The sequence below is a fragment of the Nonomuraea ferruginea genome (assembly GCF_039540635.1).
Lineage (GTDB): Bacteria > Actinomycetota > Actinomycetes > Streptosporangiales > Streptosporangiaceae > Nonomuraea > Nonomuraea ferruginea.
The window spans coordinates 281,568-305,636 of sequence record NZ_BAABFD010000005.1; the positions used below are offsets into that span (position 1 = coordinate 281,568).

The window sequence follows — 24,069 nt, forward strand, 5'->3', positions numbered from 1 at the left end:
CCGGGCATCTGGCAGGAGCAGCGACGCTAACCGTGGCGCGTCACCGCCAGGGTGCGCAGGACGCAGAACTCGTTGCCCTCGGGGTCGGCCATGACCACCCAGCTTCGGTCTGGGCCTTGGCCCACGTCTCTCTTGGTGGCGCCGAGGCCCAGCAGTCTGGTCACCTCGTCGTCGGTGCTGCCGTCAATGGGGCTGATGTCGAGGTGGAGCCGGTTCTTCACGGTCTTGCCCTCGGGCACCTGAATGAACACCAGGGTGGGCGGCATCTGACGGGCCCGGACTTCCTCGATGGTCGGCTCCCAGGAGCCTATCTCGACCTTGCCCTCGTTCCGGTCGATCACCTTGAAGTCCAGGACCGCGCACCAGAAGGCCGCGAGTCTCTCCGGATCGTGGCAGTCGACGGCCAGCTCGGTGAATCTACTGGTCATGTCTCAATTCCCTCTGTTTCACGGCGTTCCGAACCATGCGGAGAGTGCCTCGCGCAGCGGGGGCATGGCGCTGTCCGTGGATTCGTCGAGGCCGGCGGCCCAGGCGACGTGGCCGTCCGGGCGGATCAGCAGCGCGTCAGCCGGCCGATCGTCGGTCTTGGCGGTGTGGACGTCGAGGAGATGCCGACAGTCCCGGGCGATCTGGCGGAGCTCTGGGCGGTCGGCCAGGTCGAGGAGGACGGGCCGGGCAGTGTGCAGGAGGTCGGCGACGCTGGTGACGCCCTGGTCGGTGTGCAGGGTGAGGTCGGGGGCGAAGGTGCCGGTCAGCGGGTGGTGGTGGGAGCCGGGCATCGGGTAGCGGATGTCGGTTCCGGCGACGAGGGCTCCCATCCGGCGTAGCGGCTGCTCGTCGGTGAGCAGTTCGGTGAAGACGTCGCGGAGTGCTTCGGCGGCCGCGTCGTGCCCGCGCCGCAGCGCTACCTGCGCTCGGGTATGGAGCAGGGTGCGGGCGCCGGCCAGGTGACGTTCGGTGTGGTAGGTGTCCAGCAGGCCGGCCGGGGCCGTGCCGTGGAGGTCGGCGGCCAGCTTCCAGGCCAGGTTGACCGCGTCCAGCATGCCGGCGTTGAGCGCCACTCCGGTGGCGGGGAACAGGTGTGCCGCGTCGCCGGCGAGCAGGATGCGACCGGCACGGTATCGCTCGGCCTGGTGGGCTTTGAAGGTGAACCGGGACAACCGGGTCGATCCGGCCAGGGGCAGGTGTGCGCCGAGCACGCGGTGGACGCTGTCCTGCAATTCGGCCAGGGTCATGGGGACGTCGTCGTCGTATTCGGTGGTCTCGTCCTCGACGGTGTAGAGGGAAACGGACTGGGTGCCGGGTGAGGAGCCGACGCCGAGCAGGCCATGGTTCGTGCGGGTGAAACCGGCGCGGATCGTGCCGAAGCCGGGGATGTCGAGATCGCCGTTGCCCAGAACGGTGACCGTGTGGGGCAGGGTGACCTGGGCCAGGCGGTTGACCTCGGGATAGGTGGTGCCGGGGAACGGAATGCCGGCCCAGCCACGGATGCGGCTGCGCGCGCCGTCGCACCCCACGAGGTACCGCGTGCTCGTCCGGTAAGGGCCGTCCGGGCCGCGCACGTCCACGGTGACCGCGTCGTCGTCCTGGCTTACCCCGGTCACCTCGTGTCCTCGGCGGAGGTCGACGCCGAGTTCGCCTGCTCGTTCGCCGAGCAGCCGCTCGAGCAGTTGCTGCGGCAGCGGCAGGGCGTGCATCGGGGGATCCGGCAGCTGGGTGAAATCCAGGTGCACGCCGCCGAACGGGAACGGGGGAGCCGGCGCAGGGCCGGTGCAGGCCGCTTCGAAGCGTTCCAGCAAGCCCCGGTAGCGGAGCAGCTCCAGGATCTGCCCGCCCAGGCCCCCGGCCTTGGGGGTGTCGCGGGGACGCGGCTGTCGTTCCAGCACCAGCGGCCGCACTCCGGCCAGGCACAACTCGGCGGCCAGCATGAAACCCGTCGGACCGGCTCCCACGACGATCACGTCGGCGTCCCCCGCCGGCCGCTCTTCTCGCAGGTCTTCTTCCGCGGGCCGGGCGGCATCGTGGTGCTTCACCATCTATGACCTTTCGATCGTGTCGTTCGTCGCGTCGGAACGCGCGAATCGGGACGGAGCTGTCAGCCGGGTGCCAGGCGGCTGAGGTGTTCCCAGGCGCGGTACTCTTCGGCCCTGGCCTGGTTCATCTGCTGAACCAGATCGAAGGACCGGCTGCCGACGATCAGCCGCAGGGGCGGGTCGGGCAGGTCCACGAGCCGCATGACGACCGGCGCGGCCGTGCTCGGGCCGGAACCCGCTTCGTCGCCCCACATCTCGGTCAGCTTCGCCCGCAGCGGGTCGTACGCCGGGTCGGGCATGGTGGCCGTCGTGCCGATCGTGAACAGGCCGGTGTCGTAGCCGCCCGGCTGGACGATGGTGACCTTGACGCCGAAGGGTTCGACCTCCATGGCCAGCGCCTGGCCGAGGGAGTCGATGGCCGGTTTGCCGGCCGCGTACAGGCCGGCCGAGGCCATCCCGCCGCCCGTGCCCATCGTCGTCACCAGGAGGATGTGGCCCGAGCCCTGGGCGCGCAGGTGGGGCAGCACGGCCTGGGTGACCCAGATCGGCCCGAGGACGTTGACGTCGAAGTGGGCTCGGATCTGGGTCTCCGTGGCCTCTTCAACCATGCCGTACAACATCGCGCCGGCGTTGTCGACCACGATGTCGAGCCTGCCGAACGCGGCCACCGCCCGATCCACACCCTCGCGCACCGCGGCGCGGTTGGAGACGTCGAGCGGAACGCACGCCAGGGTGTCGGGATGGCGGGCCCGCAGGCCCTCCAGCGGCGCCATGTCGCGGGCCGCGGCCACGACGCGATCTCCCCTGCTCAGCGCGGCCTCCGCGAACGCCCTGCCCAGCCCTCTGGACGCGCCCGTAATGAACCAGACACGCATGACACTCACTCCTTGCATCAGTCTTCGAGAGCCTGGTAGAGGGTGGTCCAGAAGTCGCTCATCAGGTGGGCGGGGTCGGGCACGCTGTAGCCGAGCTGGCAGAGCAGGATGCCGGTGAGCTGGTTGGCCGGGTCGGCGTAGGCGGAGGTGCCGCTGCCGCCGTCCCAGCCGAACTGGCCGATCGGGGCGTAGTCGCCGCGGTAGGTGCGCACCGCCATGCCCAGGCCCCAGCCGTCCTGCTGGCCCTGGCCGAAGGAGATGTGCACGGCGTTGCGGGCCAGCTTGGTACGGGCGGCGTTCTGCTCCGGGGTGAGCCGGTTGGTGGTCATCAGCTCCACCGCCGGCCGCGACAGGATCCGCCGGCCCTCGTGAACCCCACCGTTGAGCAGCATCCGGAAGTAGGCGTGGTAGTCGTCGGCGGTGGAGACCAGGCCGCCACCGCCGCCCTGGAACGCCGGGGGCTTGCTCCACCTGCCGCCCTCGGGTTCGTCCCACGCGAGGAACTCGCCCGTGACGGGGTCGGGGGCGTACAGGGTGGGCAGCCGGTCGATCTGGTCGGCGGGCACGTGGAAGCCGGTGTCCTTCATGCCCAGGGGCTCGAAGATGCGCTCGCGCAGGAAGTCCTCGAAGCTCTGGCCGGTCACCCGGGACACCAGCACGCCGACCAGGTCGCTGCTGATCTGGTACTGCCACTGCTCGCCGGGCTGGTGCATCAGGGGCAGCTCGCCCAGGCGGCGCATCCACTCGTCCTGCTCCGGAACCTCGGTCGGCAGGTTCGGGGTCAGCCCTCGCTCGAAGATGGCGTTCAGGATCGGGGTGCCCAGCGCGGTCATGTCCATGCCCAGGCCGAAGGTGGAGGTCAGCACGTCGCGGACGGTGATCGGGCGGCGGGCCGGCACGATGGCGTCCAGCTCGGCGTCGATGCTCTTGAGCACCTGCCGGCCGGACAGCTCGGGCAGCCACGGGTCGACCACGTCGTCCAGCCGCAGCCGGCACTCGTCCAGCAGCACCATCGCCGCCGCGATCGAGACCGGCTTGGAGGTGGAGGCCATCCGGAAGATCGTGTCGCGGCGCATCGGCGCGCCGCCGTCGTGCCGCATCGTGCCCAGCGTCTCCACGTGGGTCTGGCCGCCGCGGCTGACCAGGGCCACCAGGCCGGGGATCTTCCCCGAGTCGACATGCCGTGCCAGCACCTCACGCAGCCTGCGCAGCCCTTGCTCAGAGAAGCCGTTTCCGCCGATTGCCATGATCCTTGTCTCCTTGTCGTCATGATTGGTCCGCCGGTTCCGTTCCGATCCGGCGTTCGTGCGTTCACCCTCGCGAATGGGCCTGACATCGGGCCGTCGCCGCCCTGACGCCGCCGCTGACACGGCAGGGCCAGGTCAGCGGGCGGCCCGGCCGGGTGAAGGCCGCTCCGCGGCGAAGCCGGGAACATAGTCCTTGAGCCGCATCAGGTGCGGGCGGGCCGCCGTCGTGCGATCGAGCCCTTCCTGCGGAGGCGTGCCCAGGAAGAACTGGTCGGCGCCTTCGCGCCCCAGGTGCCGGTGCTCGGCGACGAAGCCGCGCGTCTCCCGCTCGTAGGCGGCGAACGCCCGCGCGTGGCCGCCGCCGGCGGCCAGCTCGCCGGCCAGGATGTAGGCGCCGATCAACGCCTGGGAGCCGCCGCGACCCGACGCCGGCGCCGCACGGTACCCGGCGTCCCCGAGCAGCACCACCCGGCCCGGGAACCAGCGGTGCATCTCCACCTGGGCGTTCGCCTCGAAGAAGAGGTCCTTCGCCCCCCGCATCTCCTCCAGCAGGCGCCGGACCAGCCGGCCTTCGTCGGCGAACCGCCCGGCCACGATGCGCTTGTGCTGCCCGGCGTCATCGCGGTCGTAGGCCAGCGGCCCGGAGGCGACGTGCAGCGCCGCCCGGGCTCGGGCGCCGTCGCGGGTGCCGAGCACCGCGGTCGCCGTGCCCGGTACGCGGTGGACCCGGCCGCCGTCTTCGGCGCCGCAATGGCCGGGCAGGCCGAAGACCGCCGTGCAGAGGCCCAGGTGCCGGACAAAGCGCTCGGGCGGCCCGAAGACCAGCGAGCGGGTCCCCCGAATACAGCCCGTCAGCGCCGGCCACCAGGTCGTCCCTGAGGATCTCCAGGTCGCCCGCACGGACCGCCACGGGCAGCGCGGCGTACTCGTCCGCCATCGCCGCATCACCCAGCCGCAGGTCCAGCGCTTCGGCCTTGCGCCAAGCCGACGTGTTCGACCCTGCCCAGCTCCAGCGGACACTCGGCCGGCACGCACCCGACATCGTGATGACCGACGTCCCCTACGGCGAACAGACCCATTGGCGCGGTCCCAGCGCGGCGGCAGGGGTCAGCGGCATGGTCGAGGCTCTATCGGCCGTGCTCCCGCACGACAGCGTGATCGCGGTGACGGTGCGGGGCCGCAAGGTTCCCATGGACCGCGGGCCGCGGCCCCAGGCGTCCTTCAAAATCGGTACCCGAGCCGTCGCGCTGTTCCGAACCTCCTAACGTCTTCGCAATTCCGCACGTGCGTGACAGCCGGAGGACGGCACACATTCGTGGTGAGGTCCTTGCCCGCGGGCGTCGGCGATGCGAACGGTTCACGCTTGAGACGCCGTCCTCATCCACGACAGCAGCACGCCCTCGGCGCGTAACTGGTCTTCGATCGCCGACAGATAGCGTGAGTTCCACAAACGACGGCGCTGGCTATGACGACAAGTCCCCGGCGGCGACGACCGGGCGAGATCGTCCTCGCGCAGGCACCCGACCGAGCTGTCCTATCGATGTCGAGCGCGTCGACCCGTGCCCAGCAGGACAGGTGCACGCTCGGCGGGTGGCGTGCGGACACACCACCGCACGGGCGGCCTCCTCGGCACAGGCCGCTCTGACCTTGGACGCGAGAGCGTGCCACACGCCCAACCGGGCGCGGAGGCACAGGGGCGCATCATCGACGACCCAGCCTCGTGTCATGGTGCCGTGGCCGGACGCCTCCTCCGGCCTTCCCGAGGGGGGCGGTGCGCCGCCGCGCCGAGGGCGAGAACGGCGTATCCGCAAGTCACCGCCAGACCCGCCCATGGCGGAAGCGGGTGGTAGCCGCTGATCGGCGACAGGTCCACGTCCACATGCGCGAACGTGGGGACGCTCTGCGTGATCGCGAACCCGGCGGCCGGGGTGCCCATCAGCAGCCAGGGCGCCGGACCCGAGGTCGCCAGCAGGTAGGGCACGACGACCAGCGCGACGGTCAGCCCGATGGCGACGACAACCCGCCTGACCACCGCCGCCAGGGCCAGCGCCAGCACGGCAGCGGCCGCCTCGCCCGGGTCCGCCGACGCGGTGCCCGTCCCCGAAACGGGCCGTCCCGGAAACGGTCGTTCACGGGACGGTTCAGAGGCGTCTCGAGTTCGCCCGCCGCCGCTTCGCCGCCTGACGGCCCGTATCAAGCAGGCAGGACGAGGGACGGTCTTTTCGAGCAGGCTTCTCAGCCCCGCGGGCTCAGGCCCGCCACGGCCAGCCGGAACAGCCGGTCCGCACGGGCCGCCGGGTCAGTGTGGTGCTCCGTCGCGAGGACGATGCCGACGATCAGCGCGATCAGGTCGGCGACGGTGACGCCTTCCGCCACCGTCCCGTCCTGCACGGCGCGCTGCAGCAGGGGATTCCCCGCCTCTGTCATCCTCGCCGAGCAGGTGTTCTCGTGTACGGGGTCGGGCTCGGCCCCGTCGTAGGCCAGTGCTGCCGCCAGCCCTCGGGCCGCGACGCAGTAGGCCACGACGTCACTGAGCCATTCCAGGAGCGCGTCACGGCTGTCACCTTTGCCTGTTAGCTCACGGGCGCGGGTGGCCAGGGCCTCGATGCGTTGATGGGAGACCGCCTCCAGCAGCGCCCGGCGGGTCGGGAAGTGGCGGCGCACGGTGGCCGAGCCGACCCCCGCGATGCGCGCGATCTGTTCCAGGGAGGCGCCGGCCCCGTACGCGGCGACCTCCTCCTCGGCCACGGCGAGGATGCGCGCGTAGTTGCGCCGGGCGTCCGCGCGCTGTCGGTCGGGCATGGGCGTCATCTCCAGAGTTGCTAAATGGCGGGGCCCGCCATATCGTATCGCACAGAAAACGGCGACCCCCGCCGTTTATGGCCCTGGGGAGCACTATGCCTGCAGATTCCGCACCTGTCCTGGTCACCGGCGCCACCGGCAGGCAGGGCGGCGCCACCGCCCGCGCCCTGCTCGCTGCAGGCGTTCCCGTACGCGCTCTGGTGCGTTACCCCGACACCGAGCGAGCCAAGGCCGTCGAGGCGCTGGGCGCCGATCTGGTTACCGGTGACCTCCACGATCGCGATGCGGTGGTGCGGGCCGCCACGGGTGTCCGCGCCGTCTTCTCTGTTCAGATGCCCGCCCTGGCTGCCGAAGGTTTCGATTTCGACGGAGAGGTGGCCCAGGCCGTCAACCTCATCCAGGGCGCGCAAGCTGCGGGAGTGCCGCAGTTCGTACACACGTCCACCAGCGGCGCCGGTCAGCACACCGAGGCTCCTGGCTGGATCGCAGGCCAGTGGGGCTCCCTGGACGCCAGCCTGGGAGCCAAGAGCACGATCCAGGACCGGGTTCGCGCGGCCGGCTTCTCCCGCTGGACGATCCTCAAGCCGGGCTTCTTCATGGAGAACTTCCTGCCGTCCATGGCTTTCCTGTTCCCGCGGGGCGTTGAAGGCGGTCTGGTGAGCGTCGTGAAGCCGGACACCCGGCTCTCCCTCGCCGCGGTGGACGATATCGGCAGGGCAGCCGCCGCAGCCATCGCCGAGCCGGAGCGGTTCCACGGGGTCGAGCTGGAGCTGGCGAGTGACTACCTGTCGATGACGGAGATCGCCGAGGTTCTCTCCCGCGCGCTCGGCACGCACCTGTCCGCGCCGGACATGACCGAGGAGCAGGCACTAGCCGTCGGAATGCCGGCGATGGGCGCCTCACACGAGTGGATGAACATAGCCGGCCAGCCGGCCCGCCCGCAGTACGCCAGGGACCTCGGTCTCTCGCTCACCAGCTTCGAGGAATGGGCTCGGCAGTACCTGCGGCTCGCGGCTTGACCAGAGACGGCCGCCGGCTGCTTGGCGTCACCCGGCCCTGGTCCTCATCCCTGCCCGGCCATCGTCTTGCTGATCTCAGCGTCAAGATGGCCCGCCACGCCTGACTCCTGCCTTACGTGCCTGACACGCCTGAAAGCATCTGACCAGCCATTTCGCTCGTCAACCAAGATAAGTCCGGCTGACCGGGGCCCCGTATGTGCTTCGTGACGGGTTCGTTAGTGACAGGGCGAAACCGGGTATCCGGGTCAGGGTCCCCTCGTCTGCCAGCTCGTCAGGTCGGATGGAGGGGTGCCATGTTCCCTGCCAGCGACGTCCCGATCCAGCACTCGTCGTCAGGATGCTCCACGCCGGGTGGGCTTCCGGCGAGTTCTGCCCCGGAGCCGTCTGGACCAGCCCAGAGACCGGCCGGGCGGCGGTGTGCCGGGCGAGACACGCTGGTCCAGCGCTCCCGTGCGGAAGGCCCCGATCGCATCGGCGACATCGACGCCGGCGAACGCGATGACGTCGGCCGCGGTCGCGAGCTCCAGCGAGCGTTCCGGAGCCCGCTGACGGGTATCGCGATCGCCGAACTGATGGGTCAGCAAGGCGATCACGGCCGTCAGATCGCCTACCGGCGGTTCGAGCCCGCGATGCGCGATCACCGCCGAGGTGGGAGGGAGGTACGGGGCGGCGCGGTTGAAAAGGGATCAAGCCGCTACCAGCCACGCCGGTGTGATACCGGCGCTCTCTCCAGGAGCGGCGGCCACACGTCCGGAGCCGCTTGGCAGCCGACGGACGAGAAGCCGGCTGCCGAGCCATGCATCACCGTGTGGGCAACCGCGGCGCGCTCACTTTCGCATCATGCCACTCAGCCATGCCCATCCGGTGCCGGGGCGGCAGCGGGCCGTGCCCGCGTCCGAACGAGATTCGAACGGTGAGAGTCGAGCACGTCACCGGGTCGCTTACGCACCACAGTGAGGGGGTGGTCCGGTCCGATGCGCGGGGCGGTCTCCGCGGGCCGGACCTGCCGGCGGGTGATGTGCCGTCGTTCGTCTGGGACGAAACCGCGCCGCGGCGGCGCATGAACACCATGGCCGCCGCAGTCCACCCATGCCGCCAGGGGTGGCGTCATGTTTGGTATGCGGCCGTGCGAGGATCCGCCGGATGAGCGGACCCAGACGCTGGTCGTCCTCGGCGCGCGGGGCGACCTGACAGCACGGCTGCTCCTGCCGGGCCTGGGCGGCTTGGTTGTCGCGTCTTCGCTCGCCGACCTCTCCTTGTAGGCAGCGACAAGGGCGAAGGGAACGACGAGGAGTGGCGGGCGGTCGTCGCCGGGACGTTCTCGACGGGCGAGGCGAGAGGACCGCCGCCGACGCCGTCGTCCGCAACGCGTGCTACGTGGCCGCGGACGTCACCGACGACGGCGACTTGCGCCGTCTGCTGGCGTGCCGTCGTGGTCGCCTCACGCTCTACTTCGCACTGCCGCCGGCGGTCACGGTCGAGTCCTGCCGGGCGCTGACGCGGATCGGCGTACCGGACGGCACCCGCATGGTGCTGGAGAAGCCCTTCGGCACCGACGCGGCCAGCGCCGCCGCGCTGAACGAGCTTCTGCACGCTCTCGTACCGGAAAGCCACGTGCACCGCGTCGACCACTTCCTCGGCATGTCTACGGTGCTCAACATCCTGGGCGTCCGCTTCGCCAACCGGGTGATCGAACCGCTGCTCACCGCGGAACACGTCGAAGCGGTCGACATCGTGTTCGACGAGACGCTCGGACTCGAGGGCCGCGCCGGCTTCTACGACGAGACGGGCGCCCTGCGCGACATGATCCAGAGCCATCTGCTCCAGGTGCTGACGTTCGCGGCGATGAGTCCGCCCAGCACGCTGGAACAGCTCGACGTACGGGACGCCAAGGCTGAAGTGCTGCGGGCGACCCACGTCTGGGGCGGCCGTCCCGAGAGGTTCAGTCGTCGCGCCCGCTATACCGCCGGCACGATCGACGGCCGCCCGCTTCCGTCGTACGTCGACGAGGCGGGCATAGACGCCGCCCGCAGGACCGACACACTGGCCGAGGTCGTCTTCGCCGTCGACACCTGGCGGTGGGCCGGTGTCCCGTTCGGTACCAGAGCGGAAGCTAACCGCGGGCTTCGGGGGCGATCCAGTCGTCGACGGCGAAGTCCTTCCTGACGAAGCCCTGCTGCACCAGGAATCGCTTGGTGCCCTCCAGCAGGGTGAGGCCCTCGTCGGTGAACGGCGTGTCGGGGAGCTGCTCCTCCAGGGTGGTCTTCCGTACGATGTCGGACGCGAAGCCGCCAACGTCGACGGCGAACGACAGGTACTCGTCCCAGCTCGCCTTGGCCTGCCGGGTGGCCTCGACCTGGGCCGCCTGCCAGGTCTTGACGAAACCGGCGTGCTCGCCGAGGAACGTCTCCGTCACCACGGTGGCCGAGGTGCCGCGGTACTGGGGATGGTCGACCGCCAGCGTGTCGATCACCGGATAGCTCTTGTACCGCAGCGCCTCGACATTGGCGGCCGGGACGGCGGCGGCGTCCACGTCGCCGCGCTCCAGCGCGGCCTCGATGTCGGAGGCGTAGATGTGCACGATCTCCTTCGGCTCGATCTTGGCGTCGGTGAGCGCGCCGAGCAGGTAGCGGTGCATGTAGGAGCCGGTCTGAGTGGCGATCTTCCTGCCGGCCAGCTCCTGGAGGGAGCCGGGGCCTCCCTTCTTGGTGACGATCGCCGCGTCGAGCCCGACGGCGGCCTGGGCGATGAGCCGGGTGGGCTGCCCCGCTCCCCTGGCGACGAGCGCGGGCGTGTCGCCGTAGGTGGCGAGGTCGAGCTCACCGGCGACGAGCGCCTGGTTGAGGTCGGGGCCGTTGGGGAACGAGAACACCTCGACGCCGCCGACACCGGCGTCGGCCAGCAGCGGCACCAGCGCGCTCTTGTCGTGGAGATAGCCGACCGGGCCGGTGAGCCGGTTGCCGCTGCCGATCACGCCGATCCGCAGCGTGAACTTCTCGCCGGGTTCGCCGGCGGCGGCCTGCGAGTCCGCGCCGCACCCGGTCAGCGCGATCACCACGGCGGCGATAGCCGCCACAAGCGCGGCGGGAGATCGGCGGAGCCTCATCTGGATGTCCTTTCGGTGATGTCGGTACGATTGACGATCGGTGGCTGGGCGGCCGGCAACTCGGGGCCGACCGCCACGGCGGCGCCGGGGGTGCGGCCGCTTCCCCAGCCGAGCTGGCTGCGGTAGCTGCCCAGCAGTCCGGTGGCGGCGAGGTGGGCCTCGTCGCGCAGCGGGGAGTCCGGCCGCACGGGATGCGAGAGGGGTGCGACGAACAGGGCGTCGGCCGGGCAGTAGGCCTCGCACATGAAGCAGGTCTGGCAGTCCGACTGGCGGGCGATCACCGGCACGCCGTCCTCGCCCGTGTCGAACACGTTCCTCGGGCAGACCTCGACGCAGCGGTCGCAGGTGATGCACCGCTCCCGGGACACGATCTCGATCACGACGCCGCCCGCAGGTACGCGCCCGCCGCCGGTCCGAGCGCGGCGAACTCCTCCGGGCCGACCGGGGCGACCTCGTCCGGACGAGTCCGGATCTCGTCGAGCCCGCCGATGAGCAGCCGGTGCCGCCACGCCGGGTCCTGCGCAGGGTAGTCCTCGCGCTTGTGCATGCCGCGCGTCTCCGGGCGGGCCAGCGCCGCGGTGTACATCCACCGGGCGTGCACGGTCATCGCCGCCGCCTGGCGGGTGCGTACGGCCTCGGCCCCCGTGCCGTGCAGCCCGGCGCGCACCCCGCGCCAGAGGTCGTGCAGCGCGGCGAGCGCGGGGGTGAGCCGGTCCGCGTGCCGCAGGAGGTTCTTGTCGTACGGGAGGACCTCGGCCTGCACGGCGGCCACCACGTCGCGGTGCTCCCCCGGGGGGCCCGCCGTGCCGGTGGGCCGCAGCCCCGCCGTGCCCGCACCGGTCACGGACCGCCGGTTGGCGGCCGGGCCCAGCTCGGCGGCGTGCCGGGCCGCTCCCTGTCCCGCCCAGGTGCCCGATGAGATCGCCCAGGCGGCGTTGTGGCTGCCGCCTCCGGTGAACCCGCCGCAGATCAGCTCGCGGGTGGCCGCGTCACCGGCGACGTACAGACCGGGGACGGAGGTGGCGCAGTCGTCGGCGACGACGTGGATGCCGCCGGTGCCGCGCACCGTGCCTTCCAGCAGCATCGTGACGGGGAAGCGCTGGGTGAACGGGTCGATGCCCATCCGGTCGAAGGTGAGGAAGAAGTTGGGCTGGCCGAGCCGCATCCGGGCGCGCGCCTCGGCGTCGGCCCGGTCCAGCACGCAGTACACCTTCTCGTGCAGCAGCGTGCGGGCGATGACCGAGCGGCCGCGGGTGCTGCCCGCGCCTTCGAGCACCGAGCCGTCCTCGCGGTAGAAGCTGGCGTAGGAGTAGTAGGCGGTCTTGGTGAGCGAGGTGGACTCGGGGGCGATGGCGTAGGCGTTGGAGAACTCCATGCCGGACAGCTCGGCTCCGAGCTCGGCGGCCATGAGGTGGCCGTCGCCGGTGTTGACGTGGCAGCCCAGGGTTCCGCTGAGGAACGCGCATCCGCCGGTGGCGAGCACCACGGACGCGGCCCGCACCCGGTACGGCTCGTCCATCTGCAGGCGGTGCCCGGCCGCGCCGGCGACCGCCCCGGCGGCGTCGGTCAGCAGCTCGGTCACCGGGCTGTGGTCGAGGATGCGCACCCCCGCCCGCCGCACCATGATCCGCATCCGGCGCATGTACTCGGGCCCTTGGACACCCCGCCGCAGCGGCTGTCCGTCCACCACCGGGAAGGGGTAGCGCCCGATGGTGGCCAGCTCGTCGACGCCGTCGTAGGTCTGGTCGAGCACCCGCGTCATCCAGCGGCGGTCGGCCAGGTAGCCGCCCATGGCCTCGCGGGAGGCCATGGCCTTCTCCCGCGCGTCCGGGTCCGGCTGCACGTACCAGATGCCGGTTCCGGCGGAGGCGGCCGCGCCGCTGGTGCCGCAGTAGCCCTTGTCGGCGAGGACGACGTCCGCCCCCGCCTGTGCGGCCTTCAACGCGGCCCACGTGGCGGCGGGCCCGCCGCCGATCACGAGGACATCGGTGGTGAGTTCGAGCGTGTCCCTCATCGTGCCTCCTGTTGTGCCACGAGTTGTCCGGATTCGGGGTCGGATTCGGGGTCGGGGCCGCCCAGGTCGGGATCGACGCCGAGGGCCGAGAGCAGGCGGCGGCGCAGGGCCGCGAACCGCGGGTGGTCGACCGGCCGGGGCCGCGGGATGTCGACGACGAACTCCTCGGCGATGCGCCCGTCGGCGAGCACCAGCGCCCGGTCGGCGAGTAGCAGCGCCTCGTCCACGTCGTGGGTGACCAGCAGGATCGCGGGCCGGTGCCGGCTCCACAGGCGGGCGACCAGGGCCTGCACCTTGATCCGGGTGAGCGCGTCGAGCGCGCCGAACGGCTCATCGAGCAGGAGCAGGTCGGGCGTGCGGACAAGGGCCCGGGCCAGGGCCACCCGCTGCGACTCGCCACCGGACAGGGTGACCGGCCAGGCGTCCGCCCGGGCCGCCAGCCCGACCTCGTCCAGAGCCTGCAGGGCCCGCGCGCGCAGCCCTCGGCCGGAGAGGCCGAGCGTGACGTTCCGCCACACGTTCGTCCAGGGCAGCAGGCGATGTTCCTGGAAGACGACGGCCCGCCGCTCGGGCACGTCGAGTTCGCCCGTGGCCTGCGTGTCCAGCCCGGCGACGGCGCGCAGCAGCGTGCTCTTCCCCGAGCCGCTGGCGCCCAGCAGCGCGACGAACTCGCCGGGAGCAAGGTCGAGGTCGGCGCCAGACAGGATCTCCCGCCCGGCGAAGCCGCGCCTCAGGCCGCGCACCCGCACCCCACGCCCGGCGTCCGTGCCGCTGTCGACTTTCGAGACATCGGTGATGCTCATCGCGCCACCAGTCCTCGTCGCCAGGCCAAGGCCCTGCGTTCGATCGCCCGTACGGCCAGGTCGGTGGTGAGACCGAGCAGGGCGTACACGACGAGCACAACGAAGACCACGTCGGTGCGCAGGAATTCCTTGGCGTCGGTGACGAGGAAGCCGATGCCGGAGGTGGTGGCCGTCATCTCGGCGACCACTAGGCTGAGCCAGCCGATGCCGAGGGACTGCCGCAGGCCGACCAGGATCTGCGGCAGCGCGCCGGGCAGGATCACCTTGCGGATCAGCGCGAGCCCGCGCACCCCGCACGAGCGGGCGGACTCCACGATCCGCTCGTCCACGCTGCGGATGCCGTGGAAGACGTTGATGTACAGCGGGAAGATCGGCCCGATCGTGATGAGGGCGACCTTGGCGGTCTCGCCGATGCCGAACCAGATGATGAAGACCGGGACGAGGGCGAGGTGCGGCAGCATCCGCAGAGCCTGAAGGGGCGCGTCGATGATGTCCTCGGCGATCCTGAACAGTCCGGCGGCGAGGCCGAGCACCAGGCCGACGGTGAGCCCGAGCGACAGTCCCTTGGCCACCCGCTCCAGGGATGCCAGCAGGTGCACCGGCAGCTCACCGGAGCGGATCAGCTCGGCGCCGGCCTCCAGCACCTGGGTGGGCGGCGGGGTGGCCGTGCCGAGCAGCCCGCGGGAGGCGCCGACCTGCCAGGCGACCAGCAGGACGGCCAGGCCGATCAGGCGGCGGCCCCGCGTGGCGACGGCTGTCAGCAGCCGGGGGACGAATGTCGGCGGAGCCCCGCGGATCATGTCCGCGGGCACGCTGCCGGAGGGGACGGCGGATGATGACATCGAAACGGCTCCTTGGGAAGGGACGTGCCCGATTCCGGGCATGCGCGTCAGGATGGACGGAGGAGCGGCGGAAGGGGGCCGCCCAGGCGTTCGTCACGCATGTGGGGGCGGATCGGTTGCATGCCGTGGCTCCCGGGACGGCGATGTCCCGGGCATGGGGGCTCAGGGGCGTGCACGGGCACGCGCCCGGGGTTCACACCGGCGCCTCGGCCGAGGTCGCCGGTGAACGGCCGTCAGCGACAGGCGGTCGCGTGCGGCTGGGTGAGGTGACAGGAGGCCGCGGAAAGGGGGCAGCTCATGCCTCTGACGATAATCCCAACAATTCCTACTGTCCAGGAAGGTTATTAGGAAAACTAGAGTGACCTCGGCAACATCGGGTCCAGCCGAGAGACGGGACCTGCCGTTGTCGATGAGCGCCTCGGCGAGGGAAGGTCATCCGAGGGAGAAATGCCGCTCCCTTGGCCAGGGATATTCCAACTGGCGCAACAGCACGTCACAGGGTGTCGCGTACGTGCCCGTCGCGTCCACCCTCCGCCTGATCGGCTTACGCCACAGGTTGTGCCTGAGCGGAGCGTGACACGGCAGCCTGGAGGAGGCGCGGGGCGAGGGCCGCCGCCTGGGCGCGGATCTCCGGCACCGCGGTCGTCTCGTACAAGGTGCCGCGCAGCAGCGGACCCAGGGCGAACAGGCGGTCACTCCGGCGTCCGCCCGCGTCCAGCACCGCGCCATCCGGATCGGCGTCGAGCCCGAGCCGGAGCGAGTCCTGCCGGGCGACTCCGGTGGCGATGAGGCTCGCGAGGAAAGGGCTGGTGGTGACATCGGTACCCGGCCCGGTGGCGTTGACCAGCCAGCCGACGTCGAGGCCGGTCATGGCTCCGTCCAGGTCGGCGCGGATGCGCAGCCCGTCCGTGGCGGGCTCGGCGGTGAGCAGGCTGCCGCGCAGCAGGCGCAGCCGTCCGCCGGCGCGCAGGTCGTCGATGGCGGTCGCCGAGTGGGGCGGGATGCGGTGCCGGTGGATCTCCCAGTAGCGGGCCACCCTGCGCAGGAACAGCCGCCGCTCGTCCGGCCCGAGCCGCTGCCACAACTCCTGGACGTGCGGTCGCAGCCCTTCCAGCACGCCCTGCCAGTCGCCGCTCGCCCGTACGGCCTTTCGGGTGGCGGCCAGCAGGTCCGTGACGCGCAGCGGGCCGTCGGGGATGGTCACCGGGAGGGGCAGGGCCGGGCGTACCAGGTGCGGGCGAGGGAGGAGGGCACGCCGGGACAGCGCGTACACCACGGTGTCCGGGTGCGCCCGGGTCACGGTGAGGGCCACGTCCACCATCGTCAGGCCGGTGCCGAGGACCAGCACGGGTGCGCCGTCGTCGATGCCGGTCAGGGCGCCCGGCGCCCATGGGTCGGCGATGTGACGGGGGTGCGCGGCCACGCCCGGCAGCGGGGCGGGGCTGCCGTTGCCGAGGGCCAGAACGACCGCGTCGGCGGCCATGCGGCGGCCGTCGGCCAGCAGTACCGCGTGGTCGGCGTCCAGAGCGACGGCCGCGGCGGTGACGCGGTGAAGCGGGCGCGCGGGTAGATCTTCGGCGACGGCCAGCACCTCGCGCAGGTAGCGGCCGTAGATCGCGCGTGGCAGGTAGTCGTAGGCGTGCACGCCCGTGGTGCGCGCCCAGGCCAGCAGGTGATCCGGTTCGTCGTCGAGGGCGCTCATCCGCTCGACGCGGGTGTTGAGCAGGTGGTGCGGGTCGGTGGTGGAATAGGCCTGGCCGAGCGCGTGCCGGCCGCCTTGGTCGATCAGCGTGACCGCCACCGGGGTGCCGGTGGCGCGGGCGAGTCTTAGCAGGTGGATCGCGGTCAGGGCGCCGCTCGCGCCGCCCCCGACGATGATGACCGAAGGTACCATAAACCCACTATACCAGTGGGGCATATAGGATTCAGGTATCAGAACGGGGTCCTGTCGTATCCGGCCGGACATTCCGCTAACCAATGAGGCGCTGGTCAGCGGGGCTCGTCCCTGGTAGTCCAGCCATGTTTGGTGATGAGCTTGGAAGCGCATTGCGGAGCTGGTTGATGCGTTCTTGGGCGTCGAGGCCCTGGATGCCGATGGTGAGGGCTGAGTCGGTGGCGTAGTAGGTGGTGTGGCATCCTTCGGCGGCGACCCGAGCCGCGGCGTGGATCCGGCCCCGGAGCCGGATGAGCTTGCGCTGGTCGGTTACGCGGTCGAGGCCGTCGATAGTGAGGTAGCGCAGGAAGGGGCCGGGAATAGTGAAGAATCCGTCGGGTGGCCCGGCCTCGCCGCCGCCCGGGCCCGCCGGGCGCGCGGCCAGTCCGTCACACAGATCGCCCGCGAGTTCGGCGTCGGCAGGTCAGCGCTGTACCGGGCGCTGGGCAGCCCCGTCGACAATCGGCGCTGCCCAGGAGGTAGCGCGGTGAGCGGCGGCTATCCAGACTGGCGGCGAAGCCGGTGTCTCCCCCGGATGTGTCTCCGGGCCACTATGACCGCCTGGGGGATGCGGCACGTCATGGCGGGCTTCGCCGCCTTCGGGCGCTCGTGACCCGGTGCAGGGGAGGTTGGCGTACTCGCCGCCGCCCCCGCCCCGCCCTGCCCGCCAGGAAGGAGGGCCGATTCATGGGCCTTGGTATCGCGCTGGTCTGGCTGGCCATAGGCGTACGCCCGCCGGGTAAGCCCGTCTGCCTGTCTGATCAGGGAAGCGGCAGTTCTCTGAGCTGCCGGCGGGAGGTGATGCCCAGCTTGCGGAAAAGGCTCGGCTCTCCCTGTCCCGCCCCGAAGGAGGGCTGAGTAACGACGCCGCAGGCTTCGCTTCATGCTACGGCCCGCACCGTCGCTCCCCTATCAAGGCTTTTGACGCTGGGCTTCGCCCCTACCCGTTTCCAGACGAAGCCGCCAGCCTGCTACCGGGCCTCCTGGCAGCTACCCGGGCCGGACTTCCACCGGCAAGCGACGACGAGCTTACGAACAACAAGATCCACCGCTACGTCACGGCTTCACCTCCTGCTCTGCTGGGCGCACGAAAAAACTTTACTCTATCAATCACCTCCCGGGGAGTAGTTAAGGAATTCTGGGATAGGTACCGGCGACTCCGGCAGAGAACCGCTTAGAAAAAAGCTGCGGCCCGGGACGACGGACCTCACTACACTTTCACGAAGTTCAGCCTGCATGAATCTCTCTATGGCTAGAAGGCAGGCATACCGCCAGTGGGCCACAACAATCGAACCGCCAGCACCATATCCAATCGTCTCGCCCGCCGGGCTCCACACGGGGATAGTCTCGTAGTCGAAGCGAGCTCCGGCGAGATAGGGGTCGAGAGCCGAAGTGTCGTAACCGAGCCGCTGCTGTTGGTGGTTCGAAGGGTCGAGCGCGGACAGCAGACGGCCATTTGCGGCCAGCGCAAGGAGGTTATGCCATCCGGGATACGCGGGACTGATGCCCCGGTCATGCCAGCAGGTGGCCATGACCGTACCTCTTGCTGTTGCCAGGGCCGCCAACGTCTGGGGCTTAGCGCATCGAGTTCCGGAGCCGAGTTGGCAGACCAGGACGCCGTCACCCCATTCGGACAACATTGCGCCTTCAGGAGGGGTAACACTGTTGAAGCGCGCGTCGTCGCCAGAGCTGGGCTCGTTTTCCGCTCCAATGACCTGGCGGACCGACTCTATATCACGGCCTTTCACCGCAGCGAGGCAGATTAGATCAATCCAGGTAATATCGAACACCGACTGCAGATCCTTCTCGTTATGTATTTGTGCTTAGGTTGACGGGAAGGGAGGAGACGGTACTCCCTTCCCCGTCCTGTCGAGTTACTTATACACGGCGTTATCGTTCGTGGTGATCATGACCCAGAATGGAGAGCCATCCATAATCCGATATCGCCAATAGAACCACGTCAGGCGAGTGCCGGCGGCTTCATTCGGCGAGTGATATACGTATCGGACCGAATAGTTGTCTGACAGAGGCTGCCGCATTTTCCATTTACGGCCACCACCTTCCCAGGTGGAATTGAAGGGATATTCGTCGCATTCGTGGAGCACGAAGAAGGTGAGTGTGTTGCAGCCCTTTTGCCTTTGGGTCGTGGTTTCGGCGCGCAAGCCTGCGTCAGTGGTCCTGTGGAGCGGTAGGCCTTGGCCGCTACCGCGAGGTGCCACATAGTTGCCTGGCACGACTTTGTCGCTTTTGACGGGTGCAGTGCCTGGGGCCGTTGGATTGTAGAACGCATCCTTGATATGCCGAGCGACCGGTCCATGCGCAAGGCTAGTTGTTTCGTATTGCAGAATTCTGTTCGCCTCCTGGAAGATGCAACCACCTTCGTAGTTGAAGTTTGCACGTTCCGTATCGCAAGCGATGCGTACCGGATCTCTAAACTGATCGAAGTCCTCATCTCCAAGCGGGGTGGCGACCTCGATATACGGACTGATGGTACATGTTCCCAGAAAGTTCGGCCCTATATTTCCCTTATTCGACCGGATGATGAACTGTGCATACTTGTCGCCCTCCCACTCCGGCAGTGAAGCCTGTCGCCCGGTTCCAGTGATGGGCTGACACTGTGAGCCCGAAGGAGACCCGGCGAGCTTGACATAGGTGCGAATCGTCGCGGTTTGGGTTACCCCCGTTTTACGCATATGGTTGATCTTGAACCATACGTCGATGTCGCGGCTCTTGCGATTGGGATCATCCCATGCTTGATCGTTGTTCTGCCGGCCGATACGCGTGTTGATAACCGTCGACCCGCGGAACTGCACCCAGCCGACGGGAGCTTTGACGTATTTTTGTAATGCAACGTCCCAGACCATGGCATAGAGAGTGACGCCGTACCAGTGGGTGTAGCACCATGTGAAGGGAAGGTAGACGTTTTTCCATATGTACACGCCACCCGGCCCTCTGTCGCCTTCGCATTCCTCTGCTGTGAGATGACCGACCGAGAACTCCGGCGGCTCGCTGGACGCCGCTGGAGCGGTGGCCTTACGTGTCTCGCCTTCTTGTTGGGACTTACTAACGGTAAGGCTGTACCAGGTAGACCAAGCGCCATGAGCATCGCCAGTAATTACCCGGGCTCGCCATCTCACCTTCTCGCCGTCCCGGAGCTTGCCCTTGGGGACCTGTAGAGATATCCGGGTATCGTCAGGCTTGGCCGTGACCTCCCCTGACCAGATCAGCCGCTTGTCCGTGGTTGCCTTGCCCCCCTTGCCCGCCTTGACGGACTTGGTGGGCTTGCCGGCGACCTCCACTTCCACCTTCGCCTCGCCGTCGCGCCCGGCGCGCAGCCAGGCGGTCAAGTTCGGCGTGAGGTCGGAGGTGAAGGTGACGCCGTCCACGCGTTGGCCGTCGTCGACCACGAGCTTCTGAATCTGGGGGGCGAGGCTCTGCCGCAGCCGCTGCGCTGCCGTGCTCGCGGCCGCAGCGCCGATGGGGATGTTCATGTCGGTCTGGATCTCGGTGGCGGTCTGGGCGCGATTGTAGACGCGCACCTCGTCGATCAGGCCTCGGTAGAACTCGCCCAAGGCGGCGTTGCCTCCGATCCGGAGTCTGCCACCATCGTCGATGAGTTCGCCGGTCAGCGGTGCCTGCGAGACTTGGGTGCCGTTGACGTACAGGCGGACCGCATTGCCGTTGTACGTGACCGCAAGATGGCTCCACTGATTGAGTGGCAACAAATTGCTGCTCGCGCTTCCGCCGGCATCGTCGTCGGTCTCCAGCCAGCCCGCCGGGCCAGTGCCGGTGGAGGCGTACAAGCCGTAGGACCCGCCCCAACTGTGCTCTTTCAAGAGCACGGTCCTCCAGCCATCCAACGCCGAGGGCCGCACCCAGGCCGAGAGAGTCAGGGCGTTTCGCAGACGCAGCGACGCGGCATGCTGGACGGTGACCCAACTCGAGGAGCCGTTGAACGACAACGCCTTGCCGTGCTTGCCTGTCGCCCAAGTGGTGTCCCGGGCAGCCCCGGTGTTGTCGTAGCCGGAAGAGTCGCCCACCGTCGTGCCGGAGCCGTCTTCCATGCCATAGGCCGCCACCAACCCCGGCACCGGGTCGGGCGTGGGGTCCGGCGTGGGCGTCGGGGTGGGTGTGGGATCGGGGTCCGGTGTGGTGGAGCCGACGGGGGTATTCATATCGGCCTGGATCTCAGCTGTACTCTGGGCGCGGTTGTAAACGCGCACCTCGTCGATCAGACCGCTGAAGTACTCGCTGTAAGCGGCGTTACCGCCGATGCGCAGCGGACTGCCGTCATCGAAGAGACTGCCACTGAGCGGGGTCTCGTCGACCTGCTGGCCATCGACGAACAGCCGAAGCACAGTGTTGTCATAGGTGAGTGCCAGATGGCTCCAGGTGTTCACCGGCAACGGCGTGAGCGCGTCGACGTACGAGGAATCGTCGGGAGAGGTCTGCACCCAGCCGCCCGGAGCCGAGAAGTCCGTTGCGGCGTACAGGGTGTACGAGAGGCCCTCGTCCAGTTCCTTGCCCACCACACTGCTCCAGTCGGCCACCGTGGACGGGTTGACCCAGGCCGACAACGTCATCCCGGTCGTCAGCCGCAGCGACGCGGCGTCCTGAACAGTGACCCAACTGGAAGTGCCGTTGAATGACAGGGCCTTGCCAAACTTGCCGTTCGCCCAACTGGTGCTGCTGCCTGTGCCGTTATTGTTCTGGCTGGAGGAGTCGGCCACGCTTATGCCGGAGCCTTCGTTCATGCCATAGGCCGCTACGAGTCCCGGCGTCGGAGGCGGCGCGCCTGCACCTGTGGTAAACGACCAAATATAGGGCGCCATAGAAGTACCCGTTGCGTCTTTGGCGTTGGAGACGTCGATCTGGTACGTAGTCTCAGCGATGAGGTCGGAATTTGGTGTGAAAAGCCATTCGGCGTAGTTATTGAGAGGGATTACCGTGCCTTGCACGGGCGTGTTAGTAGAGTCCCTGACGGTGAGCTGCACATCAGTCACTGCCTCGCTGAACGTTACCCTTACGGTGGTTTCTGCCGGGACGTCCACAGCGTCTCGTGCCGGGACGGTCCCGGTCACAGTTGGGAGGCTAATATCGGTGCCACCGCCGGTTGTGAACGACCAAGTGTAGGGAGTCATTACATTGCCGGTACGGTCCTTGGCATCAGTGACTTCGACAGTATAGACACTTCCAGCGGCCAAAGGTGTGTTCGCAGAGAAGGTAAGCTTGACATTTTCCGAGTTCATACTGGCGTTTCCAGCCACCGCAACGCCATGCGCATCCTCAACAGTGATGGCGGCATCGCTTACCACTTCGGTGAAGTGCGCAGCTATCTGGACGTTTGTAGGGACGTCCGTAGCATCAGAGGGTGGCGTCGTCGTCCCCAGCCTGGGAGCTGTCGTGTCTGGTTCGGGTTGCGGATTGTCATCCGGGAGGTGGTCCGCATTCACGTATGTAGGTACGGAGCTGCGATTCTCGCCGAGGGTCTGGAGTTCCTCATATGTCACCGGTGAGGGGTTTGGCCCGTCAGGATGTGTCTGCGCCCGCATTGCCACGGCTTCCTCGTACGTGGGCGGTTCGGTGAGCTCCGGCCCCTCGTAAGAGTAGTAGACGGCTTCCGTCTCCATCGGAGGCGGTTCGAAGTCCACGGTGAGGATGGGCGGGTGGAGAGTGCCCAGGCAGTCTTGCCGCGGGGTTGTGGTGCAACCGCCGGCCTCGTTGGTCCGGTAGCGTCGCCAATTCCTGAGGTCGGACTCGTTGCCAGCGGTGAGTTGGAAGCCGTAGTTCGGCTCGCCGTCCGCCCAAGCCTGGACGATGTCGTCCACGGAGTGGATGAGGTCCCAGGGGTAGCTCATGGCGCCGGAGCAGTTCTCACCGGCGTAGCCGGCGTACTCGGTGTCAGCTCCGGTGGTCGTGATGCGCGGCTGGGACGACCACGTCAACGTGGAGACGTCCCAGCGTTCGGTCACCTGGTAGGCGGTGATGCCGGATCCGACGAACTCGCCGCAGTCGCTGGACAGGTGGTTCCACAAGACCAGGTCGGCGTTCTGGACCGTTGCTCCCCGGATGGGGTGGTCGGCCGGGAACTCGTCGAAGCGGATGTAGCTGCGCCAGCGGACGGCGCCGTCATTGGACTTGCCGACCAGGATCCGGTCCAGGCCGCTGTTGGCGTAGCCGTTGGGGTAGTCGGCGTTGTTGACGAAAGTGTCGTTGCCCAGCTCGGGCTCCCACCAATCGTCGTCGAACGCGGCCAGCGTGACCGGGTAGGCGACCGCAGGGTCGGCGAGGTAGGCCGGGTCGGGGGTATAGACCAACGCCGAAGCGCCCTCGTCCAGGGTGACGGTGGCCTGGCCCACCTTGCCCGCGTCGATATCGCTGTCGAGGTCGGCCGCGACCGAGTCGAGAAGCAGCGCCGGGGGCAGATCGGCGATCTTCTTGCCCTGGGACAGCAGCGCCGGTCTGCCCGCGGTGTCCTTGTCGAGGGCCATGTTCTTGGGCACCGTTGCAGGGATGCGGAAGCTGACCGGGGCATTGATCCGCTCCCGCAGGACGATCTCCTGCTTGAAGCCGGCCGCCGTGGCGGTGACGACCAGGTCTATCCCGTTGCCGTAGACCGAGGGGTAGGTGGCGGTGCTGCCGTCGATGGTGGGCTTGGGGAGTTTGCCGGGGCTGCCGATGGTGGCCGAGCCCTTGCTGCCCTTGCTCTTCAGCACGAAGGCGTCGTCACCGGCCGACAGGGTCAGCTCGCCCTTGACGGCTTTCGGCTTGATGACACCGTCGGCCTCGACCAGTGTGGTGTCGACGGGTGTGAGACCGTCGCCCTTGGCGTTCTTGACCCGGATGGGGTGCTGGTGCTGTTCCATCCGCAGGGTCTTGCCGTCGGGGTTGGCGTAGTAGGTGGCGTTCTCCGAGCGCAGCGACTCGATCTCGATGCGGCGGTTGTCCTTCTTGGCCTGCGCCAGCGCTTTGCTGGTTGGCGTGTCGGGGGCGGTGGGTGGCGTCTTGGGTGTGGGGGTGGGAGTGCCGGTGGGGGGTGGCGTGGGGACCTGGGCGATCGCGGGTGCGCTCATCAGCGAGAGCGGCAAGGTCAGAGCCGCGATCAGGGCAGCGCTGCGGCGCGTCCGGCGGGATAAGCCAGACGCTGTTCGTAATGGGTTCATTCGTGCCTTTCGAACGGATGTTGCAAAACAGGCTGATCATCACATAAGGCAGAACTAAAAGTAAAGATCCTTTTCAGCATCGGGTAGGGCACACTCCGCCACCGAGGCCGAGTCAGCGATCACTGCGCCTGCCTACTACGTTCATGCAGTTCAAGCGATCTAATCGAATCCGGGAATGCGCCTACAGCTAGTCGGGGTCGCGCCGGGTGGGGCGCCGGATGCCGCCGTGCTC

Annotated in this window: 20 protein-coding genes; 4 read left to right on the top strand and 16 right to left on the bottom strand. The window is 68.8% G+C overall.

Features of this window, described 5'->3' with window-relative positions:
* Positions 1–26: 26 nt before the first annotated feature.
* The 5 genes from ABD999_RS12270 to ABD999_RS12290 form a co-directional block, all read right to left on the bottom strand.
* Entirely contained in the window at positions 27–428 is a 402-nt protein-coding gene (locus ABD999_RS12270; protein ID WP_148030814.1) for a VOC family protein, read from the bottom strand.
* An 18-nt stretch (positions 429–446) separates the two neighbouring features.
* Positions 447–2,036 carry an FAD-dependent monooxygenase gene (locus ABD999_RS12275; protein ID WP_271277059.1) on the bottom strand — a complete coding sequence of 530 codons (1,590 nt, stop codon included), beginning with the start codon at positions 2,034–2,036 and terminating at the stop codon, positions 447–449.
* Positions 2,037–2,095: 59 nt separating this feature from the next.
* Entirely contained in the window at positions 2,096–2,908 is an 813-nt protein-coding gene (locus tag ABD999_RS12280) for an SDR family NAD(P)-dependent oxidoreductase (RefSeq protein ID WP_271277060.1), read from the bottom strand.
* A gap of 17 nt (positions 2,909–2,925) precedes the next feature.
* On the bottom strand, positions 2,926–4,155 hold the full coding sequence (locus tag ABD999_RS12285) for a serine hydrolase domain-containing protein (protein ID WP_271277061.1): 1,230 nt from the start codon (positions 4,153–4,155) through the stop codon (positions 2,926–2,928).
* Between the two features lie 135 nt (positions 4,156–4,290).
* Complete coding sequence (locus tag ABD999_RS12290; protein ID WP_271277062.1) at positions 4,291–5,055, bottom strand: Rossmann-fold NAD(P)-binding domain-containing protein; 765 nt, start codon at positions 5,053–5,055, stop codon at positions 4,291–4,293.
* A gap of 35 nt (positions 5,056–5,090) precedes the next feature.
* On the opposite strand from ABD999_RS12290, the gene ABD999_RS12295 reads away from it, so the two are divergent.
* On the top strand, positions 5,091–5,420 hold the full coding sequence (locus tag ABD999_RS12295) for a hypothetical protein (RefSeq protein ID WP_271277078.1): 330 nt from the start codon (positions 5,091–5,093) through the stop codon (positions 5,418–5,420).
* Between the two features lie 458 nt (positions 5,421–5,878).
* Here the strand turns inward: ABD999_RS12295 and ABD999_RS12300 are convergent, their stop codons facing one another.
* Both ABD999_RS12300 and ABD999_RS12305 read right to left on the bottom strand, forming a co-directional pair.
* A complete protein-coding gene (locus tag ABD999_RS12300) occupies positions 5,879–6,211 on the bottom strand; it encodes a hypothetical protein (protein WP_271277063.1) in 333 nt (110 codons plus the stop codon).
* Between the two features lie 179 nt (positions 6,212–6,390).
* Positions 6,391–6,957, bottom strand: a complete 567-nt coding sequence (locus tag ABD999_RS12305; RefSeq protein WP_148030807.1) for a TetR/AcrR family transcriptional regulator — start codon at positions 6,955–6,957, stop codon at positions 6,391–6,393.
* Positions 6,958–7,052: 95 nt separating this feature from the next.
* Between ABD999_RS12305 and ABD999_RS12310 the strand changes: the two genes are divergently transcribed.
* Positions 7,053–7,976 carry an NmrA family NAD(P)-binding protein gene (locus tag ABD999_RS12310; RefSeq protein ID WP_271277064.1) on the top strand — a complete coding sequence of 308 codons (924 nt, stop codon included), beginning with the start codon at positions 7,053–7,055 and terminating at the stop codon, positions 7,974–7,976.
* Between the two features lie 332 nt (positions 7,977–8,308).
* Here the strand turns inward: ABD999_RS12310 and ABD999_RS12315 are convergent, their stop codons facing one another.
* On the bottom strand, positions 8,309–8,617 hold the full coding sequence (locus tag ABD999_RS12315; RefSeq protein WP_271277065.1) for a hypothetical protein: 309 nt from the start codon (positions 8,615–8,617) through the stop codon (positions 8,309–8,311).
* A 736-nt stretch (positions 8,618–9,353) separates the two neighbouring features.
* Between ABD999_RS12315 and ABD999_RS12320 the strand changes: the two genes are divergently transcribed.
* Positions 9,354–10,142 (top strand): hypothetical protein, encoded by a 789-nt coding sequence (locus ABD999_RS12320; RefSeq protein WP_271277066.1) that lies wholly within the window; start codon positions 9,354–9,356, stop codon positions 10,140–10,142.
* Here ABD999_RS12320 and ABD999_RS12325 read toward each other — a convergent pair.
* The 6 genes from ABD999_RS12325 to ABD999_RS12350 all read right to left on the bottom strand — a co-directional run bounded on the left by ABD999_RS12325 (position 10,090) and on the right by ABD999_RS12350 (position 16,635).
* Complete coding sequence (locus ABD999_RS12325; protein ID WP_271277067.1) at positions 10,090–11,082, bottom strand: ABC transporter substrate-binding protein; 993 nt, start codon at positions 11,080–11,082, stop codon at positions 10,090–10,092. The two genes, ABD999_RS12320 and ABD999_RS12325, sit on opposite strands and share 53 nt — an antisense overlap.
* A complete protein-coding gene (locus ABD999_RS12330; protein WP_271277068.1) occupies positions 11,079–11,462 on the bottom strand; it encodes a 4Fe-4S dicluster domain-containing protein in 384 nt (127 codons plus the stop codon). Before ABD999_RS12330 ends, ABD999_RS12325 begins: the two co-directional genes overlap by 4 nt.
* Positions 11,459–13,096, bottom strand: coding sequence for an FAD-dependent oxidoreductase (locus tag ABD999_RS12335; protein ID WP_271277069.1), 1,638 nt, complete (start codon positions 13,094–13,096; stop codon positions 11,459–11,461). Before ABD999_RS12335 ends, ABD999_RS12330 begins: the two co-directional genes overlap by 4 nt.
* Positions 13,093–13,899 carry an ABC transporter ATP-binding protein gene (locus ABD999_RS12340; protein WP_271277070.1) on the bottom strand — a complete coding sequence of 269 codons (807 nt, stop codon included), beginning with the start codon at positions 13,897–13,899 and terminating at the stop codon, positions 13,093–13,095. Before ABD999_RS12340 ends, ABD999_RS12335 begins: the two co-directional genes overlap by 4 nt.
* A complete protein-coding gene (locus tag ABD999_RS12345; protein WP_271277071.1) occupies positions 13,896–14,741 on the bottom strand; it encodes an ABC transporter permease in 846 nt (281 codons plus the stop codon). The genes ABD999_RS12340 and ABD999_RS12345 overlap by 4 nt, the downstream gene beginning before the upstream one ends.
* Before the next feature lie 544 nt (positions 14,742–15,285).
* Positions 15,286–16,635, bottom strand: a complete 1,350-nt coding sequence (locus ABD999_RS12350) for an FAD/NAD(P)-binding protein (RefSeq protein WP_271277072.1) — start codon at positions 16,633–16,635, stop codon at positions 15,286–15,288.
* 268 nt (positions 16,636–16,903) lie between these two features.
* Between ABD999_RS12350 and ABD999_RS43910 the strand changes: the two genes are divergently transcribed.
* The gene (locus ABD999_RS43910) at positions 16,904–17,287 is read left to right on the top strand and encodes a helix-turn-helix domain-containing protein (RefSeq protein WP_364235754.1); all 384 of its coding nucleotides are present in this window, start codon (positions 16,904–16,906) and stop codon (positions 17,285–17,287) included.
* A gap of 493 nt (positions 17,288–17,780) precedes the next feature.
* On the opposite strand, the gene ABD999_RS12355 is transcribed toward ABD999_RS43910, so the two are convergent.
* Both ABD999_RS12355 and ABD999_RS12360 read right to left on the bottom strand, forming a co-directional pair.
* Complete coding sequence (locus ABD999_RS12355) at positions 17,781–18,464, bottom strand: hypothetical protein (RefSeq protein WP_271277073.1); 684 nt, start codon at positions 18,462–18,464, stop codon at positions 17,781–17,783.
* A gap of 84 nt (positions 18,465–18,548) precedes the next feature.
* On the bottom strand, positions 18,549–23,747 hold the full coding sequence (locus ABD999_RS12360; RefSeq protein ID WP_271277074.1) for a LamG-like jellyroll fold domain-containing protein: 5,199 nt from the start codon (positions 23,745–23,747) through the stop codon (positions 18,549–18,551).
* Positions 23,748–24,069 lie beyond the last annotated feature (322 nt).

Coding starts and splice junctions, on each gene's coding strand:
- ABD999_RS12270 (WP_148030814.1), bottom strand. CDS start 428: ATGACCAGTAGATTCACCGAGCTGGCCGTCGACTGCCACGATCCGGAG.
- ABD999_RS12275 (WP_271277059.1), bottom strand. CDS start 2,036: ATGGTGAAGCACCACGATGCCGCCCGGCCCGCGGAAGAAGACCTGCGA.
- ABD999_RS12280 (WP_271277060.1), bottom strand. CDS start 2,908: ATGCGTGTCTGGTTCATTACGGGCGCGTCCAGAGGGCTGGGCAGGGCG.
- ABD999_RS12285 (WP_271277061.1), bottom strand. CDS start 4,155: ATGGCAATCGGCGGAAACGGCTTCTCTGAGCAAGGGCTGCGCAGGCTG.
- ABD999_RS12305 (WP_148030807.1), bottom strand. CDS start 6,957: ATGCCCGACCGACAGCGCGCGGACGCCCGGCGCAACTACGCGCGCATC.
- ABD999_RS12310 (WP_271277064.1), top strand. CDS start 7,053: ATGCCTGCAGATTCCGCACCTGTCCTGGTCACCGGCGCCACCGGCAGG.
- ABD999_RS12325 (WP_271277067.1), bottom strand. CDS start 11,082: ATGAGGCTCCGCCGATCTCCCGCCGCGCTTGTGGCGGCTATCGCCGCC.
- ABD999_RS12335 (WP_271277069.1), bottom strand. CDS start 13,096: ATGAGGGACACGCTCGAACTCACCACCGATGTCCTCGTGATCGGCGGC.
- ABD999_RS12340 (WP_271277070.1), bottom strand. CDS start 13,899: ATGAGCATCACCGATGTCTCGAAAGTCGACAGCGGCACGGACGCCGGG.
- ABD999_RS12345 (WP_271277071.1), bottom strand. CDS start 14,741: ATGTCATCATCCGCCGTCCCCTCCGGCAGCGTGCCCGCGGACATGATC.
- ABD999_RS12350 (WP_271277072.1), bottom strand. CDS start 16,635: ATGGTACCTTCGGTCATCATCGTCGGGGGCGGCGCGAGCGGCGCCCTG.
- ABD999_RS12360 (WP_271277074.1), bottom strand. CDS start 23,747: ATGAGCGCACCCGCGATCGCCCAGGTCCCCACGCCACCCCCCACCGGC.